This is a genomic window from Pseudomonas sp. R1-7 (assembly GCF_051132105.1).
Classification (GTDB): Bacteria; Pseudomonadota; Gammaproteobacteria; order Pseudomonadales; family Pseudomonadaceae; genus Aquipseudomonas.
Genome location: NZ_CP071661.1, coordinates 18791 through 42137 on the forward strand (window position 1 = coordinate 18791; position 23347 = coordinate 42137).

Annotated in this window: 20 protein-coding genes and 1 pseudogene; 8 read left to right on the forward strand and 13 right to left on the reverse strand. The window is 58.3% G+C overall.

What is annotated here, in order from left to right:
* From mnmG to rpmH, 6 genes are all read right to left on the reverse strand, one after another.
* Positions 1 to 1899, reverse strand: coding sequence for a tRNA uridine-5-carboxymethylaminomethyl(34) synthesis enzyme MnmG (mnmG, locus tag J3P79_RS00105; RefSeq protein WP_434607194.1), 1899 nt, complete (start codon positions 1897 to 1899; stop codon positions 1 to 3).
* A 563-nt stretch (positions 1900 to 2462) separates the two neighbouring features.
* Positions 2463 to 3833 carry a tRNA uridine-5-carboxymethylaminomethyl(34) synthesis GTPase MnmE gene (gene mnmE, locus J3P79_RS00110; RefSeq protein WP_434607195.1) on the reverse strand — a complete coding sequence of 457 codons (1371 nt, stop codon included), beginning with the start codon at positions 3831 to 3833 and terminating at the stop codon, positions 2463 to 2465.
* 79 nt (positions 3834 to 3912) lie between these two features.
* A complete protein-coding gene (yidC, locus tag J3P79_RS00115) occupies positions 3913 to 5595 on the reverse strand; it encodes a membrane protein insertase YidC (RefSeq protein WP_434607198.1) in 1683 nt (560 codons plus the stop codon).
* Positions 5596 to 5597: 2 nt separating this feature from the next.
* Positions 5598 to 5843, reverse strand: a complete 246-nt coding sequence (gene yidD / locus J3P79_RS00120; RefSeq protein WP_010465488.1) for a membrane protein insertion efficiency factor YidD — start codon at positions 5841 to 5843, stop codon at positions 5598 to 5600.
* The gene (rnpA, locus tag J3P79_RS00125) at positions 5836 to 6237 is read right to left on the reverse strand and encodes a ribonuclease P protein component (protein ID WP_039593248.1); all 402 of its coding nucleotides are present in this window, start codon (positions 6235 to 6237) and stop codon (positions 5836 to 5838) included. Before rnpA ends, yidD begins: the two co-directional genes overlap by 8 nt.
* A gap of 16 nt (positions 6238 to 6253) precedes the next feature.
* On the reverse strand, positions 6254 to 6388 hold the full coding sequence (gene rpmH, locus J3P79_RS00130) for a 50S ribosomal protein L34 (protein WP_003213577.1): 135 nt from the start codon (positions 6386 to 6388) through the stop codon (positions 6254 to 6256).
* Positions 6389 to 6955: 567 nt separating this feature from the next.
* Here rpmH and dnaA point away from each other — a divergent pair.
* From dnaA to gyrB, 4 genes are read left to right on the forward strand one after another with little or no spacing between them, the layout of a single operon-like run.
* The gene (gene dnaA / locus J3P79_RS00135; RefSeq protein WP_434607200.1) at positions 6956 to 8482 is read left to right on the forward strand and encodes a chromosomal replication initiator protein DnaA; all 1527 of its coding nucleotides are present in this window, start codon (positions 6956 to 6958) and stop codon (positions 8480 to 8482) included.
* A gap of 39 nt (positions 8483 to 8521) precedes the next feature.
* A complete protein-coding gene (dnaN, locus tag J3P79_RS00140) occupies positions 8522 to 9625 on the forward strand; it encodes a DNA polymerase III subunit beta (protein ID WP_003196145.1) in 1104 nt (367 codons plus the stop codon).
* 14 nt (positions 9626 to 9639) lie between these two features.
* Positions 9640 to 10743 (forward strand): DNA replication/repair protein RecF, encoded by a 1104-nt coding sequence (gene recF, locus J3P79_RS00145; protein WP_434607202.1) that lies wholly within the window; start codon positions 9640 to 9642, stop codon positions 10741 to 10743.
* Between the two features lie 5 nt (positions 10744 to 10748).
* The gene (gene gyrB / locus J3P79_RS00150; RefSeq protein WP_039593247.1) at positions 10749 to 13166 is read left to right on the forward strand and encodes a DNA topoisomerase (ATP-hydrolyzing) subunit B; all 2418 of its coding nucleotides are present in this window, start codon (positions 10749 to 10751) and stop codon (positions 13164 to 13166) included.
* A 57-nt stretch (positions 13167 to 13223) separates the two neighbouring features.
* Here the strand turns inward: gyrB and J3P79_RS00155 are convergent, their stop codons facing one another.
* Positions 13224 to 13958 carry a response regulator transcription factor gene (locus J3P79_RS00155; protein ID WP_434607204.1) on the reverse strand — a complete coding sequence of 245 codons (735 nt, stop codon included), beginning with the start codon at positions 13956 to 13958 and terminating at the stop codon, positions 13224 to 13226.
* 220 nt (positions 13959 to 14178) lie between these two features.
* On the opposite strand from J3P79_RS00155, the gene J3P79_RS00160 reads away from it, so the two are divergent.
* Positions 14179 to 15693: a PAS domain-containing sensor histidine kinase gene (locus J3P79_RS00160; protein ID WP_434607205.1), complete on the forward strand. Its 1515-nt coding sequence runs from the start codon at positions 14179 to 14181 to the stop codon at positions 15691 to 15693.
* 171 nt (positions 15694 to 15864) lie between these two features.
* Here the strand turns inward: J3P79_RS00160 and J3P79_RS00165 are convergent, their stop codons facing one another.
* The 4 genes from J3P79_RS00165 to glyQ all read right to left on the reverse strand — a co-directional run bounded on the left by J3P79_RS00165 (position 15865) and on the right by glyQ (position 20264).
* Entirely contained in the window at positions 15865 to 16644 is a 780-nt protein-coding gene (locus J3P79_RS00165; RefSeq protein WP_434607206.1) for a lysophospholipid acyltransferase family protein, read from the reverse strand.
* Between the two features lie 78 nt (positions 16645 to 16722).
* Entirely contained in the window at positions 16723 to 17256 is a 534-nt protein-coding gene (gene gmhB / locus J3P79_RS00170; RefSeq protein ID WP_434607208.1) for a D-glycero-beta-D-manno-heptose 1,7-bisphosphate 7-phosphatase, read from the reverse strand.
* A gap of 3 nt (positions 17257 to 17259) precedes the next feature.
* A complete protein-coding gene (glyS, locus tag J3P79_RS00175; RefSeq protein WP_434607210.1) occupies positions 17260 to 19314 on the reverse strand; it encodes a glycine--tRNA ligase subunit beta in 2055 nt (684 codons plus the stop codon).
* Complete coding sequence (gene glyQ / locus J3P79_RS00180) at positions 19311 to 20264, reverse strand: glycine--tRNA ligase subunit alpha (protein ID WP_022641565.1); 954 nt, start codon at positions 20262 to 20264, stop codon at positions 19311 to 19313. The genes glyS and glyQ overlap by 4 nt, the downstream gene beginning before the upstream one ends.
* Before the next feature lie 81 nt (positions 20265 to 20345).
* Here glyQ and J3P79_RS00185 point away from each other — a divergent pair, with 81 nt between their 5' ends.
* The gene (locus tag J3P79_RS00185) at positions 20346 to 20903 is read left to right on the forward strand and encodes a DNA-3-methyladenine glycosylase I (RefSeq protein WP_434607212.1); all 558 of its coding nucleotides are present in this window, start codon (positions 20346 to 20348) and stop codon (positions 20901 to 20903) included.
* Positions 20904 to 20946: 43 nt separating this feature from the next.
* Positions 20947 to 21834 carry a lysophospholipid acyltransferase gene (locus J3P79_RS00190; RefSeq protein WP_434607214.1) on the forward strand — a complete coding sequence of 296 codons (888 nt, stop codon included), beginning with the start codon at positions 20947 to 20949 and terminating at the stop codon, positions 21832 to 21834.
* Between the two features lie 99 nt (positions 21835 to 21933).
* Here J3P79_RS00190 and J3P79_RS00195 read toward each other — a convergent pair whose 3' ends face one another.
* The gene (locus J3P79_RS00195) at positions 21934 to 22233 is read right to left on the reverse strand and encodes a YciI family protein (RefSeq protein WP_434607216.1); all 300 of its coding nucleotides are present in this window, start codon (positions 22231 to 22233) and stop codon (positions 21934 to 21936) included.
* A gap of 36 nt (positions 22234 to 22269) precedes the next feature.
* Positions 22270 to 22848, reverse strand: a complete 579-nt coding sequence (locus J3P79_RS00200) for a TetR/AcrR family transcriptional regulator (RefSeq protein WP_434607217.1) — start codon at positions 22846 to 22848, stop codon at positions 22270 to 22272.
* Positions 22849 to 22999: 151 nt separating this feature from the next.
* Here J3P79_RS00200 and J3P79_RS00205 point away from each other — a divergent pair.
* Positions 23000 to 23256, forward strand: a pseudogene (locus J3P79_RS00205) (SDR family oxidoreductase); the annotation flags it as partial.
* Between the last annotated feature and the right edge of the window lie 91 nt (positions 23257 to 23347).

The following is a 23347-nucleotide window of genomic DNA, read 5'->3' on the forward strand; positions in this document are numbered from 1 at the left end:
TCAAGCGCTTTGCTCCAACTGGCGGCCCGCGCCGCGTTTTTTCAAATGAATCATCAACAGGGAGATCGCCGCCGGCGTGACACCGGGAATGCGCGAAGCCTGGCCCAGGGTCTCTGGACGGGTCGCACCGAGCTTGCTCTGGATCTCCTTCGACAACCCGGAAATGCCGGTGTAATCGATATCCACAGGCAGCTTGGTGTCCTCGCTGGCGCGCAGGCGAGCGATTTCATCCTGCTGGCGGTCGATGTAACCGGCGTACTTGGTCTTGATCTCGACCTGCTCGGCCACTTGCGGATCTTCCGCGCCCTGACCGGTCACTTCCACCAGCCCGGCGTAATCGATTTCGGGGCGGCTCAACAGGTTGAGCAGATTGTATTCGTGGGTCAGCGGCGTACCGAATTTCGTCGCGATGGCATCGCCCTGCTCGGTACCGGGACGAACCCAGGTGCTTTTCAGGCGTTGCTCTTCCAGCTCGATACTCTCGCGTTTCTTGCAGAACGCGGCCCAGCGCGCGTCATCCACCAACCCCAGCTCGCGACCTTTCTCGGTCAGGCGCAGGTCGGCGTTGTCTTCACGCAGGATCAGGCGATATTCGGCGCGGGAGGTGAACATCCGATACGGTTCCTGGGTACCCAGGGTAATCAGGTCGTCCACCAGCACACCGATGTACGCCTCGTCGCGGCGCGGGCACCAGCTGTCTTTGCCCTGGGCACGCAGTGCCGCGTTGGCACCGGCCAACAGTCCTTGGGCGCCGGCTTCTTCGTAACCGGTGGTGCCGTTGATCTGCCCGGCGAAGAACAGACCGCCAATAGCTTTGGTTTCCAGGCTGTACTTCAGATCGCGCGGATCGAAGTAGTCGTATTCGATGGCGTAGCCCGGGCGAACGATGTGGGCGTTTTCCATGCCGCGGATCGATTGGACGATTTGCAATTGCACGTCGAACGGCAGACTTGTGGATATCCCGTTCGGATACAGCTCATGGGTGGTCAAACCTTCCGGCTCGATGAACACCTGATGGCTTTCCTTGTCGGCAAAACGATGGATCTTGTCTTCGATCGACGGGCAATAGCGCGGACCGACACCTTCGATTTCACCGGCAGCGGAATACATCGGCGAACGATCGAGGTTCGCCGCGATGATTTCGTGGGTGCGGGCGTTGGTATGGGTGATCCAGCAACTGACCTGCCGTGGATGCTGTTCCTTGTTGCCCATGAACGACATCACCGGGATCGGAGTATCGCCAGGTTGCTCGGTCATCACCGAAAAATCCACAGACTTGCCGTCGATGCGAGGTGGCGTACCGGTCTTCAGGCGTCCGACACGCAATGGCAACTCACGCAGACGGTGTGCCAAGGCGATCGACGGCGGATCCCCGGCGCGCCCGCCGGAAAAATTCTGCAAGCCGATGTGGATAAGTCCGCCGAGGAAGGTCCCGGTGGTCAACACCACGGAGTCGGCGAAGAAACGCAGGCCCATTTGAGTGACGACACCACGTACTTGGTCCTGCTCGACGATCAAATCATCGGCCGCTTGTTGAAATATCCACAGGTTCGGCTGATTTTCCAGGATTTCACGAACAGCGGCCTTGTACAGGACTCGGTCGGCCTGGGCGCGGGTTGCGCGCACGGCTGGGCCTTTGCGGCTGTTCAATACGCGAAACTGGATACCACCCTTATCGGTGGCCATGGCCATCGCGCCGCCGAGGGCATCGATTTCCTTGACCAAGTGGCTTTTGCCGATGCCACCAATGGCTGGGTTGCAGCTCATCGCGCCGAGGGTTTCCACGTTATGCGTCAGCAACAGGGTCTTGGCCCCCATGCGTGCTGATGCAAGTGCTGCCTCGGTACCGGCATGACCGCCGCCGATGACGATCACTTCAAAACGGGAAGGGAAATCCACCACGCACCTCGTGCCTGCTTTATTCAGGTAATTCGGAAATAGGTTTTGAGTCTGGCCCTGGGCGTTTTTCGAGCCAGGTCGGCAAGTATAGGGACTTCGCCCTTTCTAAAGAACCCTTTGCACAAAATTTAACCAGCTGTGGAGAACTCGCGGTTAAAAAAATAAAAAAGAAAGAAATTTATAGAATCTTTGTTTTTATGTTTATTCTTACTGGGCCACCAATCTGTGGATAAATGCCTGTAGGCCTTATTTTACAATGTGTACAGAGATCCAAAACCCTGTGGCCAGGTGCCCATGAAGGGCTTGGATAACCGGTGTAAGCCTGTGGATGAATGAGGTGGTTATCCACAGAGCGATTTATCTTCAGTTTTGGAGGGGCTTTATCAACCGACCTCAAAGGCAGTTATTCACAGGGCTTAATCCACAGAAAACAGCCAAAAGTGGGCGTCGCGGCGCCCACGGGCAAGCCGCCATCAAGGGCAATTCGTTCAAAAAGAATGGAGGAGCCGGGTTTGTGTTGCGCTCGATAGTTTTCGAGGACAAACCCGGTGGGAAAGGCGGGGCTATTTACCGATGCAGAAGCTGGAGAAGATCCGCCCCAGCAGGTCATCAGAGCTGAAAGCGCCGGTAATTTCTCCGAGGGATTGCTGCGCTTGGCGAAGATCCTCGGCCAACAACTCACCAGCACCCGCCAAGGTCAGCTGGGCGCGCCCGTGCTCCAGGGCCGCGCTGGCATGGCGCAACGCTTCCAGGTGCCGACGGCGTGCGCTGAAACTGCTTTCCGAAGTCTGCTCATAACCCATGCATGCCTTGAGGTGCTCGCGCAGCAATTCCAGCCCTTCACCCGCCGACTTCGCGCTCAGGCTGATGGTGACATGGCCGTCAGCGCTGACCTCTAGGACAATCGCTTCCCCCGTCAGGTCAGCCTTGTTACGAATCAGCGTGACTTTCGAGGGATCCGGGCGGATTTCAAGGAATTCAGGCCACAGGGCAAAGGGATCATCCGCTTCAGGCGCGGTGGCATCCACCACCAGCAATACCCGATCCGCTTCACCAATGGCCTTGAGGGCGCGTTCAACGCCGATTTTTTCGACTTGGTCATCGGTGTCGCGCAAGCCTGCAGTGTCCACCACGTGCAGCGGCATGCCATCGATGTGGATATGTTCACGCAAGATATCCCGGGTGGTGCCGGCAATCTCGGTGACGATAGCAGCCTCACGTCCGGCCAGGGCATTCAGCAGGCTGGATTTGCCGGCGTTCGGTCGCCCGGCGATCACCACCGTCATCCCGTCACGCAACAACGCGCCTTGGCCCGCTTCACGAAGCACTGTGGATAACTCATCGCGCACCTTGTCGAGCATGCTCAGCACATGGCCATCGGCGAGGAAGTCGATTTCTTCCTCCGGGAAATCGATCGCGGCCTCGACATAGATCCGCAGGCCGATCAATTGCTCGGTGAGGTTATGCACACGTTGGGAAAACGCCCCCTGCAAGGATCGCAATGCGTTGCGGGCCGCTTGCGCAGAGCTCGCTTCAATCAGATCGGCAATCGCCTCGGCCTGGGCCAGGTCGAGTTTGTCGTTGAGAAAGGCCCGTTCACTGAATTCCCCCGGTCGCGCCAGGCGACAGCCCAGCTCGAGGCAACGCTTGAGCAGCATGTCCAGGACAACTGGGCCGCCGTGACCCTGCAGCTCCAGGACGTCTTCGCCGGTGAATGAGTTAGGCCCCGGGAAATACAAGGCCAGTCCTTCATCCAACACTTGCTGCTGCCCATCAAGGAACGGCCCGTAGTGAGCGAACCGCGGTTTGAGTTCACGGCCGCTGATAGCCTTGGCCGCGACACTGGCCAACGGCCCGGAAATGCGGACAATGCCGACACCGCCGCGACCTTGGGCGGTGGCGACGGCGGCAATGGTTTCACGCGGTGCGCTCATAAAGCGGTATCCAGACAAAAGTGACAGATAGCAAAACGCCCCACTAGGGGGCGTTTTGTGTGGTTATCCACAGAGCAAGCTACGCCTCGGCTTTTTTCGTTGCCGCTTCGATCTTACGCGTGATGTACCACTGTTGCGTGATGGACAACACGTTGTTCACAACCCAGTACAGCACAAGACCGGCCGGGAACCACAGGAAGAAGAAGGTGAAGATGATTGGCATCATTTTCATGACCTTCGCCTGCATCGGGTCCGGAGGCGTTGGGTTCAGCTGCTGCTGGATGAACATGGTGGCGCCCATGATGATCGGCAGGATGAAGAACGGATCCTTGATCGACAGGTCGGTAATCCACAGCATGAACGGTGCCTGACGCATCTCCACGCTTTCCAGCAGAACCCAGTAGAGCGCGAGGAAAACGGGCATTTGTACGAGAATAGGCAAGCAACCACCCAGCGGGTTGATCTTCTCTTTCTTGTACAGCTCCATCATGGCCTGGGACATTTTCTGCCGGTCATCGCCATGTTGTTCTTTCAGGGCAGCCAGTTTCGGCGCCACTGCACGCATGCGCGCCATCGACTTGTAGCTGGCGGCCGACAATGGGAAGAAGATCCCCTTGATCAGCATGGTGAGGAAGATGATCGACCAACCCCAGTTGCCGACGAGGCTGTGGATATGTTGCAGCAGCCAGAAGATTGGCTGGGCAATGAACCACAGGAAGCCGTAGTCGACAGTCAGCTCCAGGCCTGGGGACAACTCTTTAAGTACAGCCTGGCTCTTTGGACCGGCGTACAGAATGGCGCTGGTTTCGACTTTCGCACCAGATGCTGCTGTCAAAGCGGGGCCGGTGTAGCCGACGATGTAGTTGCCTTTGCTGTCTTTGCGCGTCTGGACGACGTTGCTTTCGCCTTTTTGCGGGATCCACGCGGTTACAAAGTAATGTTGCAACCAGGCAACCCAGCCACCTTGCACGGTTTCTTTCAGCTGGGCCTTGTCCATGTCTTTCATGGACACTTTTTTGTACGGCTCGGAACTTGTCCACAGGGCGGCGCCCAGGTAAGTCGCGGTGCCGGTGGCGGTGCTGGAAGAAGGATCGTCGCTGGCATCACGCTTGAGCTGCGCGAACATCGCGCCGGACCAAGGTTGGCTGCTCTGGTTGTCGACCAGGTAAGACACCGTCACGTCATACAGGCCGCGCTTAAGAGTGAAACGCTTGATGTAGTTGACGCCGTCCTTGCTGAATTTCAGGTCAACAACCAGTTGGTCTTGACCATCAGCCAGTTGGTAAACCTTCTTCTCGGCGGAATAAACCGGACGACCGGCCGGGTTGGCGTCCGGACCGTTAGCGCCAATCAAGCCGCTTTGGGCCAGATAAGTGCGCTCGTTGCCGTTGTCGAACAACTGGAACGGGATTTCCGGATGGTCCTGGCGACGTGGGTACAGTGGCAGCTTCAACTGGGCGACGTCGCCACCTTGTGGATCGATCGCCAGGTCGAGTACGTCTGTCTTGACTTGGATCAGATCCTTGCTTGCGGCCACGGGGGCTTCAGCTGGGGCACTGGTATCGCTTGCCGCGCGCGGAACGTCGTCATTGCTGGCGGTATTATTGCCAACTGCGGTGTCCGGTAGGCTCGGTGCGGTATTGCTGGCTGCAACATTCTGAGTCGGCAGGGCAGCTTGGCCATAGTCCTGGTTCCACTTAAGGACCATGACGTAGGACACGATTGCCAGGGCGACGATCAGGATCGTGCGTTTGATATCCATGATTACTCGGCCATCGAAGAAGAACGGGAGGTAGGGATAGGCGGAACCGGGTCATAACCGCCGGGATTCCACGGATGACAGCGACCTAAACGACGAAAGGTCAGCCAGCCACCGCGCAGAAGGCCATGATTTTCTATGGCTTCATACGCGTAGCAGGAACAACTGGGGTAGAAACGACAGTGGCTGGCCATCAGGGGACTAATGGCGTAGCGATAAAACTGGATCGGAACGAGTGCCAGTTTACGCATCGGTACTGTCTACCCCTACAGTTTCGGTGTTGACTGCTGGTGCTGGCTTGTTACGAGCCAGGCGCTTCCAGAGCTTGCCGAAATGCTGAATCAATTCGGGGTTTTCTACGTCACCCAAACCTTTGCGCGCGACGATAACAATGTCCCACCCCACCAGTGAATCCTGGTTCAGGCGAAACGATTCGCGCATCAGACGTTTGAGGCGATTGCGCTGAACGGAGAGCTTGACGCTCTTTTTCCCGATAACCAACCCTAGACGGGGGTGATCGAGATCGTTGCTGCGCGCAAGGAGCAGGAGATTTTTCCCCGGAACCTTGCCGGTAGGGGAGTCAAAGACTGCCTTGAAATGCCGGGGGGTAAGCAGACGCTTTTCCCGACTGAAGTCCTGACTCACCTCCAGTGCCGGATTATCAAACTGCCAGACGCGCACGACCTTTGGCGCGACGACGCGACAGGACGGCACGACCATTCTTGGTAGCCATGCGAGCACGGAAACCGTGGGTACGAGCGCGTTTGATAGTGCTTGGTTGGAAAGTACGTTTCATGTCGTGTTACCTGGTTCGTCCACAACGGGCCGGAATGGCCCCCGTTTTAAGAGACCGGGGATTCTAGAGAAAGCAAGCCTCTAGGTCAATTTCCAACCAGTGTTTCCTTTAAATAGATATCCAGCCGTGTTCGGCGGTTTCATCACACCGGGCTAGATATAGAAATAAAGAAGGGAATTATTTAAAGCTTTTCTGTAAAGCTTATAAAAGCGAGGGCGGGGCCTAGCTGTGGATAACCAAGCTCAGGCCTTGTAATGCGGCGTGTACAGAGAATGACAACTAGGCGGGAAAGCGGTGGCCAGGCTGTGCTGCGCTGTCGGATAAGCTGTGTATGGAATGTCTGGTTATCCACAGGCAGGTTATCCACCGAGTTTCGCCCCCACTTGTGCAATGCCCTCAGGCGGGGTTATCCACAGAGCTTATCCACCGACCGTTGGTCGTCTTTACCACCGTTAACACATTGATAAATCATGGCCGATGAGCAAGCTGCGTGTGGATAAGTGCACGTCTGCTCGCTACAATGGCCGCTTGTTTTTGCCTCACCGGCTTTCAACTTAGGGGATATCCGTGTCAGTGGAACTTTGGCAGCAGTGCGTGGAGCTTTTGCGCGATGAGCTGCCTGCCCAACAATTCAACACTTGGATCCGTCCACTACAGGTCGAAGCCGAAGGCGACGAGTTGCGTGTCTATGCACCGAACCGTTTCGTTCTCGACTGGGTCAATGAAAAGTACCTGGGCCGGGTCATGGAACTGCTCGACGAGCATGGCAATGGCATGGCGCCTGCGTTGTCCTTATTAATAGGCAGCAAGCGCAGCTCGGCCCCCCGCGCCGCGCCCAATGCGCCGCTGGCGGCTGCCGCGTCACAGGCCCAGCAGTCTGCGCCGGCACCGGTCAACAACCATGCCGCTCCGGCGCCCGCGCCTGCCCCGAGCAAACGCAACACACAAAAAGTCGCCGAGGTCAGCGAAGAGCCTTCGCGCGACAGTTTCGACCCGATGGCCGGCGCCAGCTCCCAGCAGGCACCGGTGCGCGCGGAACAACGCACCGTCCAGGTCGAAGGCGCGCTCAAGCACACCAGCTACCTGAACCGGACCTTTACCTTTGAGAATTTCGTCGAAGGTAAATCCAACCAATTGGCTCGCGCGGCGGCCTGGCAAGTGGCGGACAACCCCAAGCATGGCTACAACCCGCTCTTTCTTTACGGGGGCGTCGGCTTGGGTAAGACCCACTTGATGCATGCCGTGGGCAACCATCTATTAAAGAAGAACCCGAATGCCAAGGTCGTATACCTGCATTCCGAGCGTTTCGTGGCCGATATGGTCAAGGCGTTGCAACTGAACGCCATCAACGAATTCAAACGCTTCTACCGTTCGGTGGACGCCTTGCTGATCGACGACATTCAGTTCTTCGCCCGCAAGGAACGTTCCCAGGAAGAGTTTTTCCACACCTTCAACGCATTGCTTGAAGGTGGGCAGCAGGTCATTCTCACCAGTGACCGGTACCCGAAAGAGATCGAAGGTCTCGAGGAACGCCTCAAGTCTCGCTTCGGCTGGGGCTTGACGGTGGCCGTCGAGCCACCGGAACTGGAAACGCGGGTTGCGATCCTGATGAAGAAAGCCGACCAGGCCAAGGTCGAGCTGCCTCACGACGCTGCGTTTTTCATTGCCCAGCGCATTCGCTCCAACGTCCGTGAACTCGAAGGTGCTCTCAAGCGGGTGATCGCCCACTCGCACTTCATGGGCCGTGACATCACCATCGAGTTGATTCGCGAATCCTTGAAGGACCTGCTGGCACTCCAGGACAAATTGGTTTCTGTGGATAACATCCAGCGAACGGTTGCCGAATACTACAAAATCAAGATATCCGACCTGCTGTCCAAACGCCGTTCGCGTTCGGTGGCACGTCCGCGTCAGGTGGCCATGGCCCTGTCCAAGGAACTGACCAACCACAGCTTGCCGGAAATCGGCGATGTGTTTGGCGGACGCGACCACACCACCGTGTTGCACGCCTGCCGCAAGATCAACGAACTTAAGGAATCCGACGCGGACATCCGCGAGGACTACAAGAACCTGCTGCGTACACTGACCACTTGATGACCACCAGCGCAGCTTATTAAGGCAAGGGACTAGACCATGCATTTCACCATTCAACGCGAAGCCCTGTTGAAACCCCTGCAACTGGTCGCAGGCGTCGTCGAACGCCGCCAGACCTTGCCGGTACTTTCCAACGTGCTGCTGGTTGTCGAAGGCCAGCAATTGTCGCTGACCGGTACCGACCTGGAAGTCGAGCTGGTCGGTCGTGTGCAACTTGAGGAACCGGCCGATCCGGGTTCTATCACTGTGCCGGCGCGCAAGCTGATGGACATCTGCAAAAGTCTGCCTAACGATGCGCTGATCGACATCAAGGTTGATGAGCAGAAGCTCGTGGTCAAGGCTGGTCGCAGCCGTTTCACCCTGTCCACGTTGCCAGCCAACGACTTCCCGACCGTGGAAGAAGGCCCTGGCTCGCTGACCTGCAGCCTGGACCAGAGCAAACTGCGTCGCCTGATCGAACGCACCAGTTTCGCCATGGCCCAGCAGGACGTGCGTTATTACCTCAACGGCATGCTTCTGGAAGTGTCTGCCGGGGTCATCCGCGCAGTCGCCACTGACGGGCATCGCCTGGCGATGTGCTCCATGCAGGCCGATATCGGTCAGCCGGATCGCCACCAGGTGATCGTGCCGCGTAAAGGCATCCTGGAGTTGGCCCGCCTGCTGACCGAACCGGACGGCAACGTAAGCATCGTGCTGGGCCAGCACCACATCCGCGCCACTACCGGTGAATTCACCTTCACGTCGAAGCTGGTGGACGGCAAGTTCCCTGACTACGAGCGCGTGCTGCCAAAAGGTGGCGACAAGCTGGTACTGGGCGATCGCCAAGCCCTGCGCGAAGCCTTCAGCCGTACCGCGATTCTGTCCAACGAGAAGTACCGCGGCATCCGTCTGCAACTGGCCAACGGTCAGCTCAAGATCCAGGCGAACAACCCGGAGCAGGAAGAAGCGGAAGAAGAAGTCGGCGTCGAGTACAACGGTGGCTCCCTGGAAATCGGCTTCAACGTCAGCTACCTGCTCGACGTGCTGGGCGTGATGACCACTGAGCAAGTGCGTCTGATCCTGTCCGACTCCAACAGCAGTGCTTTGGTGCAAGAGTCCGATAACGACGATTCGGCTTATGTTGTCATGCCGATGCGTCTGTAACCAGAACCAGCTAGATGTCCTTAAGTCGCGTCTCGGTCACCGCGGTGCGCAATCTGCACCCGGTGACCTTCTCTCCTTCCCCCCGCATCAATATCCTTTACGGCGCCAACGGCAGCGGCAAGACCAGCGTCCTGGAAGCCGTGCACCTGCTTGGGCTTGCCCGTTCGTTTCGCAGCACCCGCCTCTTACCGGTCATCCAGTACGACCAATTGGCGTGCACAGTGTTTGGGCAGGTGGAATTGGCGGAAGGCGGACATAGCGCCCTGGGCGTTTCGCGGGACCGGCAAGGCGAGTTCCAGATCCGCATCGATGGACAGAACGCCCGTAGTGCTGCACAGCTGGCCGAAATATTGCCGTTGCAGTTGATAAACCCGGACAGCTTCCGCCTGTTGGAGGGCGCACCGAAGATTCGCCGGCAATTCCTCGATTGGGGCGTGTTCCACGTGGAACCGCGTTTCATGACGACTTGGCAACGCCTGCAGAAGGCGCTGCGCCAGCGAAACTCTTGGCTGCGACATGGTACACTTGACGCCGTTTCGCAAGCGGTTTGGGACAGGGAACTGTGCCAGGCCAGCGCTGAAATCGATGAATACCGCCGCGCTTACATCAAAGCCTTGAAACCGGTCTTCGAGCAGACCTTGAGCGAACTGGTTGAGCTTGAGGGCCTGACACTCAGCTATTACCGAGGCTGGGACAAGGACCGGGAACTGAGCTCCGTACTGGCTGGCTCGCTGCAGCGAGACCAGCAGATGGGCCATACCCAGGCTGGGCCACAACGCGCTGACTTGCGTCTCAGATTGGGCGCACACAATGCCTCGGACATTTTGTCCCGGGGGCAGCAGAAGCTAGTGGTGTGTGCCTTGCGTATTGCCCAGGGGCATCTGGTCAGCCAGGCCCGTCGCGGTCAGTGTATTTATCTGGTGGATGACTTGCCGTCCGAGTTGGACGAAGCCCACCGCAGAGCGTTGTGCCGCTTGCTGGAAGACTTACGCTGCCAGGTGTTCATTACCTGTGTAGACCACGAATTATTGAGGGAAGGCTGGCAGACGGAAACGCCAGTCGCTCTGTTCCACGTGGAACAGGGCCGTATCACCCAGACCCACGACCATCGGGAGTGAAGGCATTGAGCGAAGAAAATACGTACGACTCAACGAGCATTAAAGTGCTTAAAGGCCTGGATGCCGTACGCAAACGTCCCGGTATGTACATTGGTGACACCGACGATGGTAGCGGCCTGCACCACATGGTGTTCGAGGTGGTCGACAACTCCATCGACGAAGCCCTCGCCGGTTATTGCGACGATATCAGCATCATCATTCACCCGGACGAATCCATCACCGTTCGCGACAACGGCCGTGGCATCCCGGTAGACGTGCATAAAGAGGAAGGTGTTTCCGCCGCCGAGGTCATCATGACCGTCCTCCACGCTGGCGGTAAGTTCGACGACAACTCCTACAAGGTCTCCGGCGGTCTGCACGGCGTAGGTGTATCGGTGGTGAACGCGCTGTCCGAAGAGCTGGTACTGACCGTTCGCCGCAGCGGCAAGATCTGGGAACAGACTTATGTCCATGGCGTGCCTCAGGCACCGATGGCGATCGTTGGCGACAGCGAGACCACTGGCACCCAGATCCATTTCAAGGCTTCGAGCGAAACCTTCAAGAATATCCACTTCAGCTGGGACATCCTGGCCAAGCGGATTCGTGAACTGTCTTTCCTGAACTCCGGCGTTGGCATCGTCCTCAAGGACGAGCGCAGCGGCAAGGAAGAGCTGTTCAAGTACGAAGGTGGCCTGCGTGCGTTCGTTGAGTACCTGAACACCAACAAGACCGCGGTCAACCAAGTGTTCCACTTCAACGTTCAGCGTGACGACGGCATTGGCGTAGAAATCGCCCTGCAGTGGAACGACAGCTTCAACGAGAACCTGTTGTGCTTCACCAACAACATTCCACAGCGCGATGGCGGTACTCACCTGGTGGGTTTCCGGTCTGCGCTGACTCGTAACCTGAACAACTACATCGAACAGGAAGGCCTGGCCAAGAAGCATAAAGTCGCCACCACCGGTGACGATGCCCGTGAAGGCTTGACCGCTATCATTTCGGTGAAGGTCCCGGATCCGAAGTTCAGTTCCCAGACCAAGGACAAGCTGGTGTCTTCCGAAGTGAAGACTGCCGTGGAACAGGAAATGGGCAAGTACTTCTCCGATTTCCTGTTGGAGAACCCGAACGAAGCCAAGCTGGTCGTCGGCAAGATGATCGACGCCGCCCGTGCCCGCGAAGCGGCGCGTAAGGCTCGTGAGATGACTCGCCGCAAAGGCGCGCTGGATATCGCCGGCTTACCGGGCAAACTGGCTGACTGCCAGGAAAAGGACCCTGCCCTGTCCGAGCTGTACCTCGTGGAAGGTGACTCTGCTGGCGGTTCGGCCAAGCAAGGTCGCAACCGTCGTACCCAGGCGATCCTGCCGCTCAAGGGCAAGATCCTCAACGTCGAGAAAGCGCGCTTCGACAAGATGATTTCCTCCCAGGAAGTCGGCACGCTGATCACCGCGCTGGGCTGTGGCATTGGCCGCGAAGAGTACAACATCGACAAGCTGCGTTATCACAACATCATCATCATGACCGATGCTGACGTCGACGGTTCGCACATCCGTACCCTGCTGCTGACGTTCTTCTTCCGCCAGTTGCCGGAGCTGATCGAGCGCGGCTACATCTACATCGCCCAGCCGCCGCTGTACAAGGTCAAGAAAGGCAAGCAAGAGCAATACATCAAAGACGACGATGCCATGGAAGAGTACATGACGCAGTCGGCCCTGGAAGATGCAAGCCTGCACTTGAACGAGGATGCCCCGGGCATTTCCGGCGAAGCCCTCGAGCGCCTGGTCAACGACTTCCGTCTGGTGATGAAGACCCTCAAGCGCCTGTCGCGCCTGTACCCACAGGAACTGACAGAGCACTTCATCTACTTGCCAGCCGTCAGCCTGGAGCAACTGTCCGACCATGCTGCGATGCAGGATTGGCTGGCCCAGTACGAAGTCCGCCTGCGCACCGTGGAAAAATCCGGCCTGGTCTACAAGGCCAGCTTGCGCGAAGACCGTGAACGTAATGTCTGGCTGCCTGAGGTCGAATTGATCTCCCACGGCCTGTCGAACTACGTCACCTTCAACCGCGACTTCTTCAGCAGTAACGACTACAAGACCGTGGTCTCCCTCGGTGCTCAACTGAGCACGTTGCTGGACGAAGGTGCGTACATCCAACGCGGTGAGCGCAAAAAGTCCGTGACGGAGTTCAAGGAAGCCCTTGAATGGTTGATGGCTGAAAGCACCAAGCGCCACACCATCCAGCGATACAAAGGGCTGGGTGAGATGAACCCGGATCAGCTGTGGGAAACCACCATGGACCCGGGCTCGCGCCGCATGCTGAAAGTCACCATCGAAGACGCCATTGGCGCGGACCAGATCTTCAACACCCTCATGGGGGATGCGGTCGAGCCCCGTCGTGACTTCATCGAGAGCAATGCGTTGGCGGTGTCCAACCTGGATTTCTGATCCGACGGCCCTGCCCAACGAAAAAGGCCAACGCTTATGCGTTGGCCTTTTTTTATGCTAACTCGCCTCGGAAGCCTCACTCCCCGCCGCTACACTCTCCAATCGATACCCGTACCCATAGATTGTCAGCAACTGCCATCCCCGATCCGCAGTCAGCCCAAGCTTGTTTCGCAGCCGGTAGATATGAGTGTCGAGCGGGCGTGACGAGGTCATCTCCTCGTGTGTCCAGAAGCGCTCATAAAAATACTCCCGGGACAGCGGGCGTCCGAGGTTGGCGAACAGGCAGCGGGCCAGGCGGTATTCCCGTTCGGTCAGGCTGATGGGTATGCCGGCGCGGGTGACGGTGAGTTCGGCATCATCGAATTCGAGGTCGTTGAACACCAGAACGTCGCTGGCAGGTGTTCGTTGCAGGTTATGGCGACGCAGCACTGCGGTAACCCGGGCCTTGAGTTCGTTCGGACGGAACGGTTTGCTGACGTAGTCGTCGGCACCGGCGTTAAGCGCCAGGACGATGTCATGTTCGCCGTCACGGCTGGTGAGCATGATGGCGGCCGGCGGTGAGTCCATATGCTCGCGTGTCCAGCGAAGCAAGGACAGTCCGCTGATATCAGGCAACTGCCAGTCGAGGATCAACAGGTCGAACGTTTCGCGGCGCAATTGGCGTAACAGGTCTTCGCCTCGTTCGAAACTGTGCAATGTCCAGGCTTGCTCGCCCCTGCTGGGGATCTGTTGCAGTGTCTGTTCCACTCGGCGCAGTTCGGCCGGTTCGTCATCCAATATGGCGACACGCATGGGATGCGATTCCTTGATCTCGAATAATACTGACATCTACAGGCAGTGATGAAGGCAACCTGGCAGATGACCTGTTTCACTCTCCTGTCGCAGGCTGAGACAATACCGGCTCGTGGCAACAAGGGAAAGGCAGCCACATGCCACTATTGAGCCGCTATTCTCTCGAATCTGGAGCTAATCGTTCGATGCTCCATACCCTCCATATTCTGTCAGGGTCCCTATGAGCAACCCGCGCCGCCATGAGAGTCGTGAACCTACCCAAGTCCAACGATTGTTTCGCCGTTGGGTTCGCGAATGGCTGTGGATAAGTATTCTGTTATTACCGGCGACCGCTTTGCTGTCGTATTGCATGCAATCGGATCGCAATGGGGCAGGCGCCGCCTTGCTATCGGCCTGCTTGGTGGGCTGCGTATTGGGTTCGCTGCTGGTGCGCCCGCGTCTTGCCTTGGGAACGACGCTAGCGGGCATGGGCGTGGCTTTGTTCGTCAGCGCTCTGCTGGATATCCAGGGTTGGTCGTGGTCGCCGACGGCCAGTCTGTTGGGCATGCTCTGCGGTTATCTGATCTGGAACTGGCGACGCCTGAGTGTGGTGCTGGCCTACTTTGGTTGGGAGCTGGCGCGCCTGGATGCGGAGCCGAAGGTATTCCCGGAGCGTCGCCGCGCCTCTTATACCGGCAGTGACGGCCTACAAGGCCAAGTCATGGCATTGGAACAAGCGATGAGCCGGACGAGGGACACCCGTCGCTTTATTGCCGATGGCTTGGAATATCTGCCTGTAGCCACGATGATCAGCGACCCACAAGGCAACATACTGCTTGGTAATCGCAAGGCACGTGAGCTGTTCGGTCATGCGCTGGTGGGCAGTGATGTACTGGAAGAGTTGGCACGGCTGGGGTATCCCGCATTGGCGCACTCCTCTGTCCACCGTTTGTCCACGTTGCCTTTGGTCGAGTTTCGTGACACCCGCGAACGTAGCCTGCGGCTTGAAAGGGCTGCGTTGCTACCGGTTGACGGCGATGTGCCCATTGGTTGGCTGATGAGCCTGACTGACCTGAGCGCCGAGCGTGAGGCCGAAGAGCAGCGCAGCGTCATGCTCCGCTTCCTCTCCCATGACCTGCGCGCTCCCCATTCAGCCATCCTGGCATTGCTGGATGTTCACCGGCATGACGCTGGGACTGCCAGCCCATTATTTGATCAGATCGAGCGTCAGGTTCGGCGCGCCTTGGACCTGACTGATGGGTTTGTACAGTTGGCCAAGGCAGAGTCCGACGCCTACCAGTTCCGGCCAACGTTGTTCGCCATGCTGATCCTGGACGTGATCGACCAGGCGTTACCTATTGCCCAAGCCAACAACATTCAATTGCAACACCAACTGGATGATGACGAAGCGACGGTCAGCGCCGACCAACCGCTGCTGACCCGCGCACTCTTCAACTTGCTGGAAAATGCCATTAAATACAGTACGAGCGATACCTGCATTTCACTGCACGTTCGCTGCGCCGAAGGATGGCTGACTTGCGATGTGGTTGACCAAGGCAAAGGCATCGATGCTGGGGAGCTACCGGACCTGTTTATCCAATATCGTCGCTTTTCCTCGGCTCATGGCGTGGATGGCATCGGCCTGGGACTGTCCATGGTCAAGGCGGTCGTCGACCGGCATGGCGGCCAGATTGAATGCCGCAGCGCAGTGGGAAAAGGGACAACGTTCAGCCTGCGGTTTCCGCTGGTGAACTGAGGAAAGGATCGCAGCTGCGTGGATGTCGAAGCTGCGATTTCGAAAGCGGTATAAAAACTTATGCACCTTTTCCGTTGTTTTATGTGCTTAAGAAATATGCTTTTAAAACAATAACTTAAAAACAAAAAGCAACGAAATCGAGCGGAACGGTACACAGGTTATCCACAGTTCTCAAACAGCAAGCTTATCCGGCGTTGCTGGTGCGGCGGGGGCTGGTGGAAGGGAACCCAATTCCCTTTGCGTCTGTTCATTCCAAGCCTGTACCCGGTCGTTGAGGTCCGCGATGGCGCGCGGGCCGCTGCCTTCTGCATACATCGGTGCACCGATCACCACGGTGATGGTTCCGGGTGTTCTGATCCAACCAGCCTTTGGCCAGAATTTGCCCGCATTGTGTGCAATCGGCAGCACCGGCAGTCCCGCATTAACCGCCAACGCGGAACCGCTGCGGGAAAATTTGCCGATCGTGCCATAGGGAACACGGGTGCCTTCTGGAAAGATGAGTACCCAGACGTTGTCCTTTAGCAGCTCATCGCCTTTTTGAGCCACTTGCTTGAGCGCAACCTTGGGATTGTCACGGTCAATGGCGATCGGGCGCAGCATCGCCATGGCCCAGCCGAAGAACGGTACGAATAGCAGCTCACGCTTGAGCACCTGGCTCAACGGCTCGAAATAGGCCGAGAGGAAAAAGGTTTCCCAGGTGCTCTGGTGATTGGACTGGATGACGCACGGCCGGTCAGGTACGTTCTCGGCACCCTTCACTTCGTAACGAATGCCCAGGAAGACCTTGCTCAGCCAAAGTGCGCAGCGGCACCAGTAGACATTGATGAAGCGATAGCGCGTCCTGAACGACATGAACGGCGCGACAAAAAAACTCAGCGTGCACCACAACAAGGAACTGGTGCCCAGCAGCAGGTAAAAGAGGAAGCTTCTGATGGCCTGCAGTATCGACATAGCGGCGTTTACCATTGCGGGCAATGCCCGCGGTTCAAGCGCTTCCCGAACAATCCTTGATCAGGATGTCTGGGAGCTCTAATTGTGGATAAGTTCAGCGGCAATCGCCGCCAAATCGTCAAAAATCAAGGTGCCCACCGGTAGGGTCTTGCCCAGAGTCTTCTCGCCTTTTCCGGTCTTTACCAAAACTGGCTGACAATCGACGGCCTTGGCCGCCTCCAGGTCACCGAGGCTGTCGCCGACGAACCACACGCCCGCCAGCGCAACGTCATAATGCGCGGCAATGGCTTTTAACATGCCAGGCTTAGGCTTACGGCAATCGCAGCCTTCGTCCGGCCCGTGCGGGCAATAAACGATCAACCCGACCTCGCCGCCCTGCTCGGCCACCAGTTCGCGCAAGCGATCATGCATGGCCTCCAGGACGGCAAGCTCGTAGTAACCGCGCGCAATGCCCGATTGGTTGGTGGCCACCGTCACCGTCCAGCCTGCTTTGCTCAACTGCGCGATGGCCTCGATGGAACCAGGAATCGGCAACCATTCCTCCACCGTTTTGATGTAAGCGTCGGAGTCGTGGTTGATCACTCCGTCCCGATCGAGAATCAGCAGTTTCAAGCGTTACCCCAGCAGCGAAATGTCAGCAACACCGAGGAACAACCCACGCAGGCGCGCCAGCAATGCATAGCGGTTGGCCCGCACGTTGGCGTCTTCGGCATTGACCATCACCGCTTCGAAAAACGCATCCACCGGTTCGCGCAGTGCCGCCAGGCGCGCCAGGGTTTCGCTGTACTGACGCGCCGCCGCCATTGGCTGGACCGCCTGGTCCGCCTGCTGGATCGCCGAGTACAGGGAAAACTCGTTGGCGTTGTCGAAGTACTTGGCTTCGACGGTGGCCGCGATATTACCTTCGGCCTTGCCCAACAGGTTGGATACGCGCTTGTTCACTGCCGCAAGCGCTGCCGCTTCCGGCAGTTTGCGGAACGCCTGCACCGCTTGTACGCGCTGGTCGAAGTCCAGGGCGGAACCCGGCTTCAGGGCACGTACCGACAGGTAGGTCGCGACGTCGACGCCTTCGTCCTCGTAACGCGCACGCAGGCGGTCGAAGATGAATTCCAGCACCGCATCGGCCAGGCCGGCAGCCTTGACCTTGCTGCCGAACGCATTGACGGCGAACGCCACGGCGTCGTTCAGGTCCAGGTCCAATTGCTTGTCGATCAGGATCCGCAATACGCCCAGCGCCGCACGACGCAAGGCATACGGATCCTTGCTGCCGGTGGGCAGCATGCCGATGCCGAAGATGCCGACCAGGGTGTCGAGCTTGTCGGCGATCGCCACAGCCGCACCGGTCAGGGTGGTCGGCAGTTCAGCACCGGCACCGCGCGGCATGTACTGCTCGTTCAGCGCCAGGGCCACGTCCTGCGGCTCGCCATCGTTGAGGGCGTAGTAGTAACCGGCGACGCCTTGCATTTCCGGGAACTCACCGACCATTTCGGTGGACAGGTCGCACTTGGACAGGATGCCGGCACGCGCCGCACGCTGGGCGTCGCCGCCGATACGTGGGGAGATGAATGCCGCCAGTTTCGAAACACGCTCGGCCTTGTCGTAGACGCTGCCGAGTTTCTCCTGGAACACCACGTTGCGCAGGCGCTCGTTGAAGCTTTCCAAGGGCTGTTTCTTGTCTTGCTTGAAGAAGAACTCGGCATCGGTCAGGCGCGGGCGAACGACTTTTTCATTACCGGCGATGATCTGCTGCGGGTCCTTGCTTTCGATGTTGGCGACCGTGATGAAGCGCGGCAGCAACTTGCCTTCGGCGTCCAGCAGGCAGAAGTATTTCTGGTTGTCCTGCATGGTGGTGATCAGGGCTTCCTGTGGCACTTCAAGGAAACGTTCCTCGAACGAGCACACCAGCGGCACCGGCCATTCCACCAACGCGGTCACTTCGTCCAGCAGGTTGGCCGGCACGATGGCGGTGCCTTCCTGCAGGGTGGCCAGCTCTTCGGTGCGCTTGCTGATTAGTTCGCGGCGCTCGTTGGCGTCGGCCAGGACATAGGCGGCGCGCAGGTCGGCCAGGTAATTGGCCGGCGAGGTGATGCGCACGTTCTGCGGGTGATGGAAGCGATGACCGCGGGAATCGCGACCGGCCTTCTGGGCGAGGATCGTGCAGTCGATGACCTGGTCGCCGAGCAGCATTACCAGCCACTGGGTTGGACGCACGAATTCTTCCTTGCGTGCAGCCCAGCGCATGCGCTTGGGAATAGGCAGGTCGTTCAGGGAATCCTCGACGATTGTCGGCAGAAGGCTGGCAGTCGGCTTGCCCTTGATGCTCTGGCTATAGCGCAGCTTCGGGCCGCTCTGGTCGATCTCGCTCAGGTCTACGCCGCACTTCTTGGCAAAGCCCAAGGCGGCCTGGGTCGGGTTGCCGTCGGCATCGAACGCGGCTTGGCGCGGTGGGCCGTCGAGGTTGATGCTGCGATCGGGCTGCTGCGTTTCCAAGGCGGTGATCAGCACGGCCAGGCGACGCGGCGCGGCATAGACGTGCTTGGTTTCGAAGTTCAGGCCAGCAGCTTGCAGGCCTTTTTCGATGCCGGCCAGGAACGCATCGGCCAGGGTGTTCAGGGCTTTTGGTGGCAGTTCTTCGGTGCCCAGTTCAACCAGGAAATCTTGAGCACTCATTGTGCAGCCTCCAGCTTAGCCAACACTTCATCACGCAGGTCCGGGGTCGCCATCGGGAAGCCCAGCTTGGCACGGGCCAGCAGGTAGGCTTGCGCAACGGAACGCGCCAGGGTGCGCACACGCAGAATGTATTGCTGGCGCGCGGTCACGGAAATCGCCCGGCGTGCGTCCAGCAGGTTGAAGGTATGGGACGCCTTCAACACCATTTCATAGCTCGGCAATGGCAGCGGCTGGTCCAGCTCGATCAGGCGCTTGGCTTCGCTTTCATAGAAATCGAACAGTTCGAACAGCTTGTCGACGTTGGCGTGTTCAAAGTTGTAGGTCGACTGCTCCACTTCGTTCTGGTGGAACACGTCGCCGTAGGTCACCTTGCCGAACGGGCCGTCGGCCCATACCAGGTCGTAGACCGAGTCCACGCCTTGCAGGTACATCGCCAGGCGTTCGAGGCCGTAGGTGATCTCACCGGTGACCGGGTAGCACTCGATGCCGCCCGCCTGCTGGAAGTAGGTGAACTGAGTCACTTCCATGCCGTTGAGCCAGACTTCCCAGCCCAGGCCCCAGGCGCCCAGGGTTGGCGATTCCCAGTTGTCTTCGACGAAACGAATGTCGTGCACCAATGGGTCGAGGCCGACGTGCTTGAGGGAGCCCAGGTAAAGCTCCTGGAAATTCTCCGGGTTCGGCTTCAGGACCACCTGGAACTGGTAGTAGTGCTGCAGGCGGTTCGGGTTTTCGCCGTAGCGGCCGTCAGTCGGGCGGCGGCTGGGCTGCACATAAGCGGCGTTCCAGGTTTCCGGGCCGATGGCACGCAGAAACGTGGCAGTGTGGAAAGTGCCGGCGCCTACTTCCATATCGTAGGGCTGAAGTACCACGCAACCTTGCTCGGCCCAGTATTGCTGGAGGGCGAGGATCAAGTCTTGGAAGGTACGCACGGCTGGCGTAGGCTGGCTCACGAAATTCACCTGTTTCTTGGGCTGCGATTTAAAGAGCGGGAGTATACCCGATTCGTTCGTGCGCACGCCCCCTGGAGCCTTATGCCACGCTGCTTTTGGTGTTCCGAAGATCCTTTGTACATGGCTTATCACGATCAGGAGTGGGGCACGCCGCTGCGCGATGCGCAGGGTTTGTTCGAGTTGCTTTTGCTCGAAGGGTTCCAGGCCGGGCTGTCGTGGATCACCGTTCTGCGCAAACGCGAGCGCTACCGGGAAGTGCTGTACGGCTTCGACGTACAGCGCGTGGCGCAGATGAGCGACGCCGAAATCGATGAACTGATGCTCGACCCCGGCATCATCCGCAACCGTCTAAAGCTAAAGGCTGCTCGCCGCAACGCCCAGGCCTGGCTGGCGCTGGAGGACCCGGTGGCATTCCTCTGGTCGTTCGTGGGCGGCAAACCCATCATCAACCATTTCAAGGACCGCACCGAAGTGCCGGCCATCACGCCCGAGGCGTTGGCAATGAGCAAAGGTCTGAAAAAAGCCGGCTTCACCTTCGTCGGGCCGACCATCTGCTACGCCTTGATGCAGGCCTCGGGCATGGTCATGGACCACACCCAGGACTGCGACCGCTACGCCGAGTTGGTAAACGGCGGTTAGAATAGCCGGCTCGCAACACGGCCCATACATTCAGGAGTGACCTGTGGATAAGTTGAAAGGCGCCTTGCTGGTCGGCGCTCTGCGATTGTTTGCGCTGCTGCCCTGGCGTGCGGTGCAAGCAGTGGGTTCGGCGATTGGCTGGCTCATGTGGAAATTTCCCAACCGTTCCCGCGACGTGGTGCGGATCAACCTTGCCAAATGTTTTCCCGAGATGGACCCGGCCGAGCGCGAGCGCCTGGTGGGCCAAAGCCTCAAGGACATCGGCAAATCCCTGACCGAAAGCGCCTGCGCCTGGATCTGGCCGGCCCAGCGCTCCATCGAACTGGTGCGCGAAGTCGAAGGTCTGGAAGTGTTGAAAGAAGCCCTGGCCTCCGGCAAAGGCGTGGTCGGCATCACCAGCCACCTTGGCAACTGGGAAGTGCTCAACCACTTCTATTGCAGCCAGTGCAAACCGATCATTTTCTACCGACCGCCCAAGCTCAAGGCGGTGGATGAATTGCTGCAAAAGCAACGCGTTCAACTGGGCAACAAAGTCGCGGCGTCGACCAAGGAAGGCATCCTCAGCGTCATCAAGGAAGTGCGCAAGGGCGGCCAGGTGGGCATTCCCGCCGACCCGGAACCGTCCGAGTCCGCCGGCATCTTCGTGCCCTTCTTCGCCACCCAGGCCCTGACCAGCAAGTTCGTCCCGAACATGCTCGCGGGCGGTAAAGCAGTGGGCGTATTCCTTCATGCGCTGCGCCTGCCGGACGGCTCCGGTTACAAAGTCATCCTCGAAGCCGCGCCAGACGAGATGTACAGCACTGACACTGAAACGGCCTGCGCTGCCATGAGTAAGGTGGTCGAGCGCTACGTGCGTGCCTATCCGAGCCAGTACATGTGGAGCATGAAACGCTTCAAGAAACGACCACCGGGCGAGGCGCGGTGGTACTGAGGGCCTGTTGCTTCATATGAGCGGAGGGGTTGGGCCTTGTGGGGAGTGCAGTATCTGTGATCCCACAAGACCCCTATGGGAGCTTGCCCAATCACCGAATCAGCTACCGACATCCGCCAGCAAAAACGCCAAGCGAGGATCGGCCCTGGATGGGGTCGCCGCCACGATCTCGGCCTGCACAACATCTTCCGCGACGAAAGGGTCGCTTTTGACGCGCTCTTCCAGCTGGGCCAGCGTCACCCCACTTGCCAGGATCATCCCTCCGGCCTGTGGTTGGATACTGCCAGCCAAAAGGAAAACGCCCTCGTCAAACCCACGTTCCAACCAATCCTTATGAGCCTGCATCAGTCGGCCGGCTTGCTCGCGTCCAGCTGAAAATCTTAGAAAAACGACGTACATGGTTGTCCTCCTCGAAAGTCATTGTGGTTGTTTGATCTAAATCCTTACCTCATCAGCGATGCCGTCGAGCCATGTACACATGCGCTCGGCCTCGCGTTGGATGAAATGCTCGTCCTGAAATGCTTGTGCAACCAAGGCAGTACCCTGGCTGAACGCCAATACTTGCATCGCTAGTGAATCCGCGTTCGTTTCATGCCCGAGCAGGACGAACTGTTGGCTCAACCAAGTGCGAAACAACGCGAAGAGCTTGTTGGATTGGGGTTGTGCTGGATGACCGATCTTGGTCAGCTCGCTGCATAACGTGCCGACCGGACAGCCATGGCGAATGATCTGCGCTCGGTTCGTGACCACGATGAGGATGAAGCTTTTGATGCGATCGACGGGGGAATCACTTTGGGTTTCCCATGCCTCCAACATCCCTGAAGTGCTCATCATGCGTTTAGCGATGACGGCATCCAGAATCTCGTCCTTGTTCTTGAAGTGGTAGTAAAAGTTGCCACGGGAAATGCCAACGGCATCGGCAATGTCCGAGAAAGAGGTCAGTTCATAGCCCCATTCATAAAACAGCCTGTCCGCCTCCGCGACAATGCGCTCGCGGGTAGTCATCTCAGCCATGCGGGTGCGCCCGATAGTATTAACGTAGGATTAGGACGATTGACCTAATCGTGGAATTTGATCGTAGGACGCTTATCCTAATCGGTCAAGAACGGGCAACTTATCGGAGAGTGATATCGCGCGAAAACGCATGGACAGGCGCAAAGCCTCGAACTCAGTGTTGCCGGGGCCAACGCTTTCCGAAGTGTGGCCCAGATGCTCCAGGCAGACGTCGAGCGTAGTGGGAAAAGCCTGGAAAAGGTCGCGGCAGATTTCGTCAACGAGCACCGCAGCACCTCGATCATCCAGCGCGCGTCGCGCGTCGAGAAAGTCGCCAATATGATCATCTACGCCAGCTCGGAACAGGCCTCGGCCACTACCGGAGCGGCATTGCGTGTGGATGGCGGTGTGGTGGATAGCATCGTTTAGAGCCCTATGACAGGTTGAAAAAACGCTGCTTCCTCGTGAGAGATAAGCGGCGTTTTTGTTTTGAAAGCAACATGGGGTGAGTCGACCGGCT

Excerpts from the sequence above, each read along its gene's own strand:
- J3P79_RS00155 (WP_434607204.1), bottom strand. The coding sequence starts at position 13,958 with ATGCGTGTCGCCATATTGGATGACGAACCGGCCGAACTGCGCCGAGTG.
- dnaN (WP_003196145.1), top strand. The coding sequence starts at position 8,522 with ATGCATTTCACCATTCAACGCGAAGCCCTGTTGAAACCCCTGCAACTG.
- yidD (WP_010465488.1), bottom strand. The coding sequence starts at position 5,843 with ATGCGTAAACTGGCACTCGTTCCGATCCAGTTTTATCGCTACGCCATT.
- J3P79_RS00195 (WP_434607216.1), bottom strand. The coding sequence starts at position 22,233 with ATGTACGTCGTTTTTCTAAGATTTTCAGCTGGACGCGAGCAAGCCGGC.
- J3P79_RS00200 (WP_434607217.1), bottom strand. The coding sequence starts at position 22,848 with ATGGCTGAGATGACTACCCGCGAGCGCATTGTCGCGGAGGCGGACAGG.
- mnmE (WP_434607195.1), bottom strand. The coding sequence starts at position 3,833 with ATGAGCGCACCGCGTGAAACCATTGCCGCCGTCGCCACCGCCCAAGGT.
- yidC (WP_434607198.1), bottom strand. The coding sequence starts at position 5,595 with ATGGATATCAAACGCACGATCCTGATCGTCGCCCTGGCAATCGTGTCC.
- glyS (WP_434607210.1), bottom strand. The coding sequence starts at position 19,314 with ATGAGTGCTCAAGATTTCCTGGTTGAACTGGGCACCGAAGAACTGCCA.
- J3P79_RS00185 (WP_434607212.1), top strand. The coding sequence starts at position 20,346 with ATGCCACGCTGCTTTTGGTGTTCCGAAGATCCTTTGTACATGGCTTAT.
- J3P79_RS00165 (WP_434607206.1), bottom strand. The coding sequence starts at position 16,644 with ATGTCGATACTGCAGGCCATCAGAAGCTTCCTCTTTTACCTGCTGCTG.
- recF (WP_434607202.1), top strand. The coding sequence starts at position 9,640 with ATGTCCTTAAGTCGCGTCTCGGTCACCGCGGTGCGCAATCTGCACCCG.
- rpmH (WP_003213577.1), bottom strand. The coding sequence starts at position 6,388 with ATGAAACGTACTTTCCAACCAAGCACTATCAAACGCGCTCGTACCCAC.
- J3P79_RS00160 (WP_434607205.1), top strand. The coding sequence starts at position 14,179 with ATGAGCAACCCGCGCCGCCATGAGAGTCGTGAACCTACCCAAGTCCAA.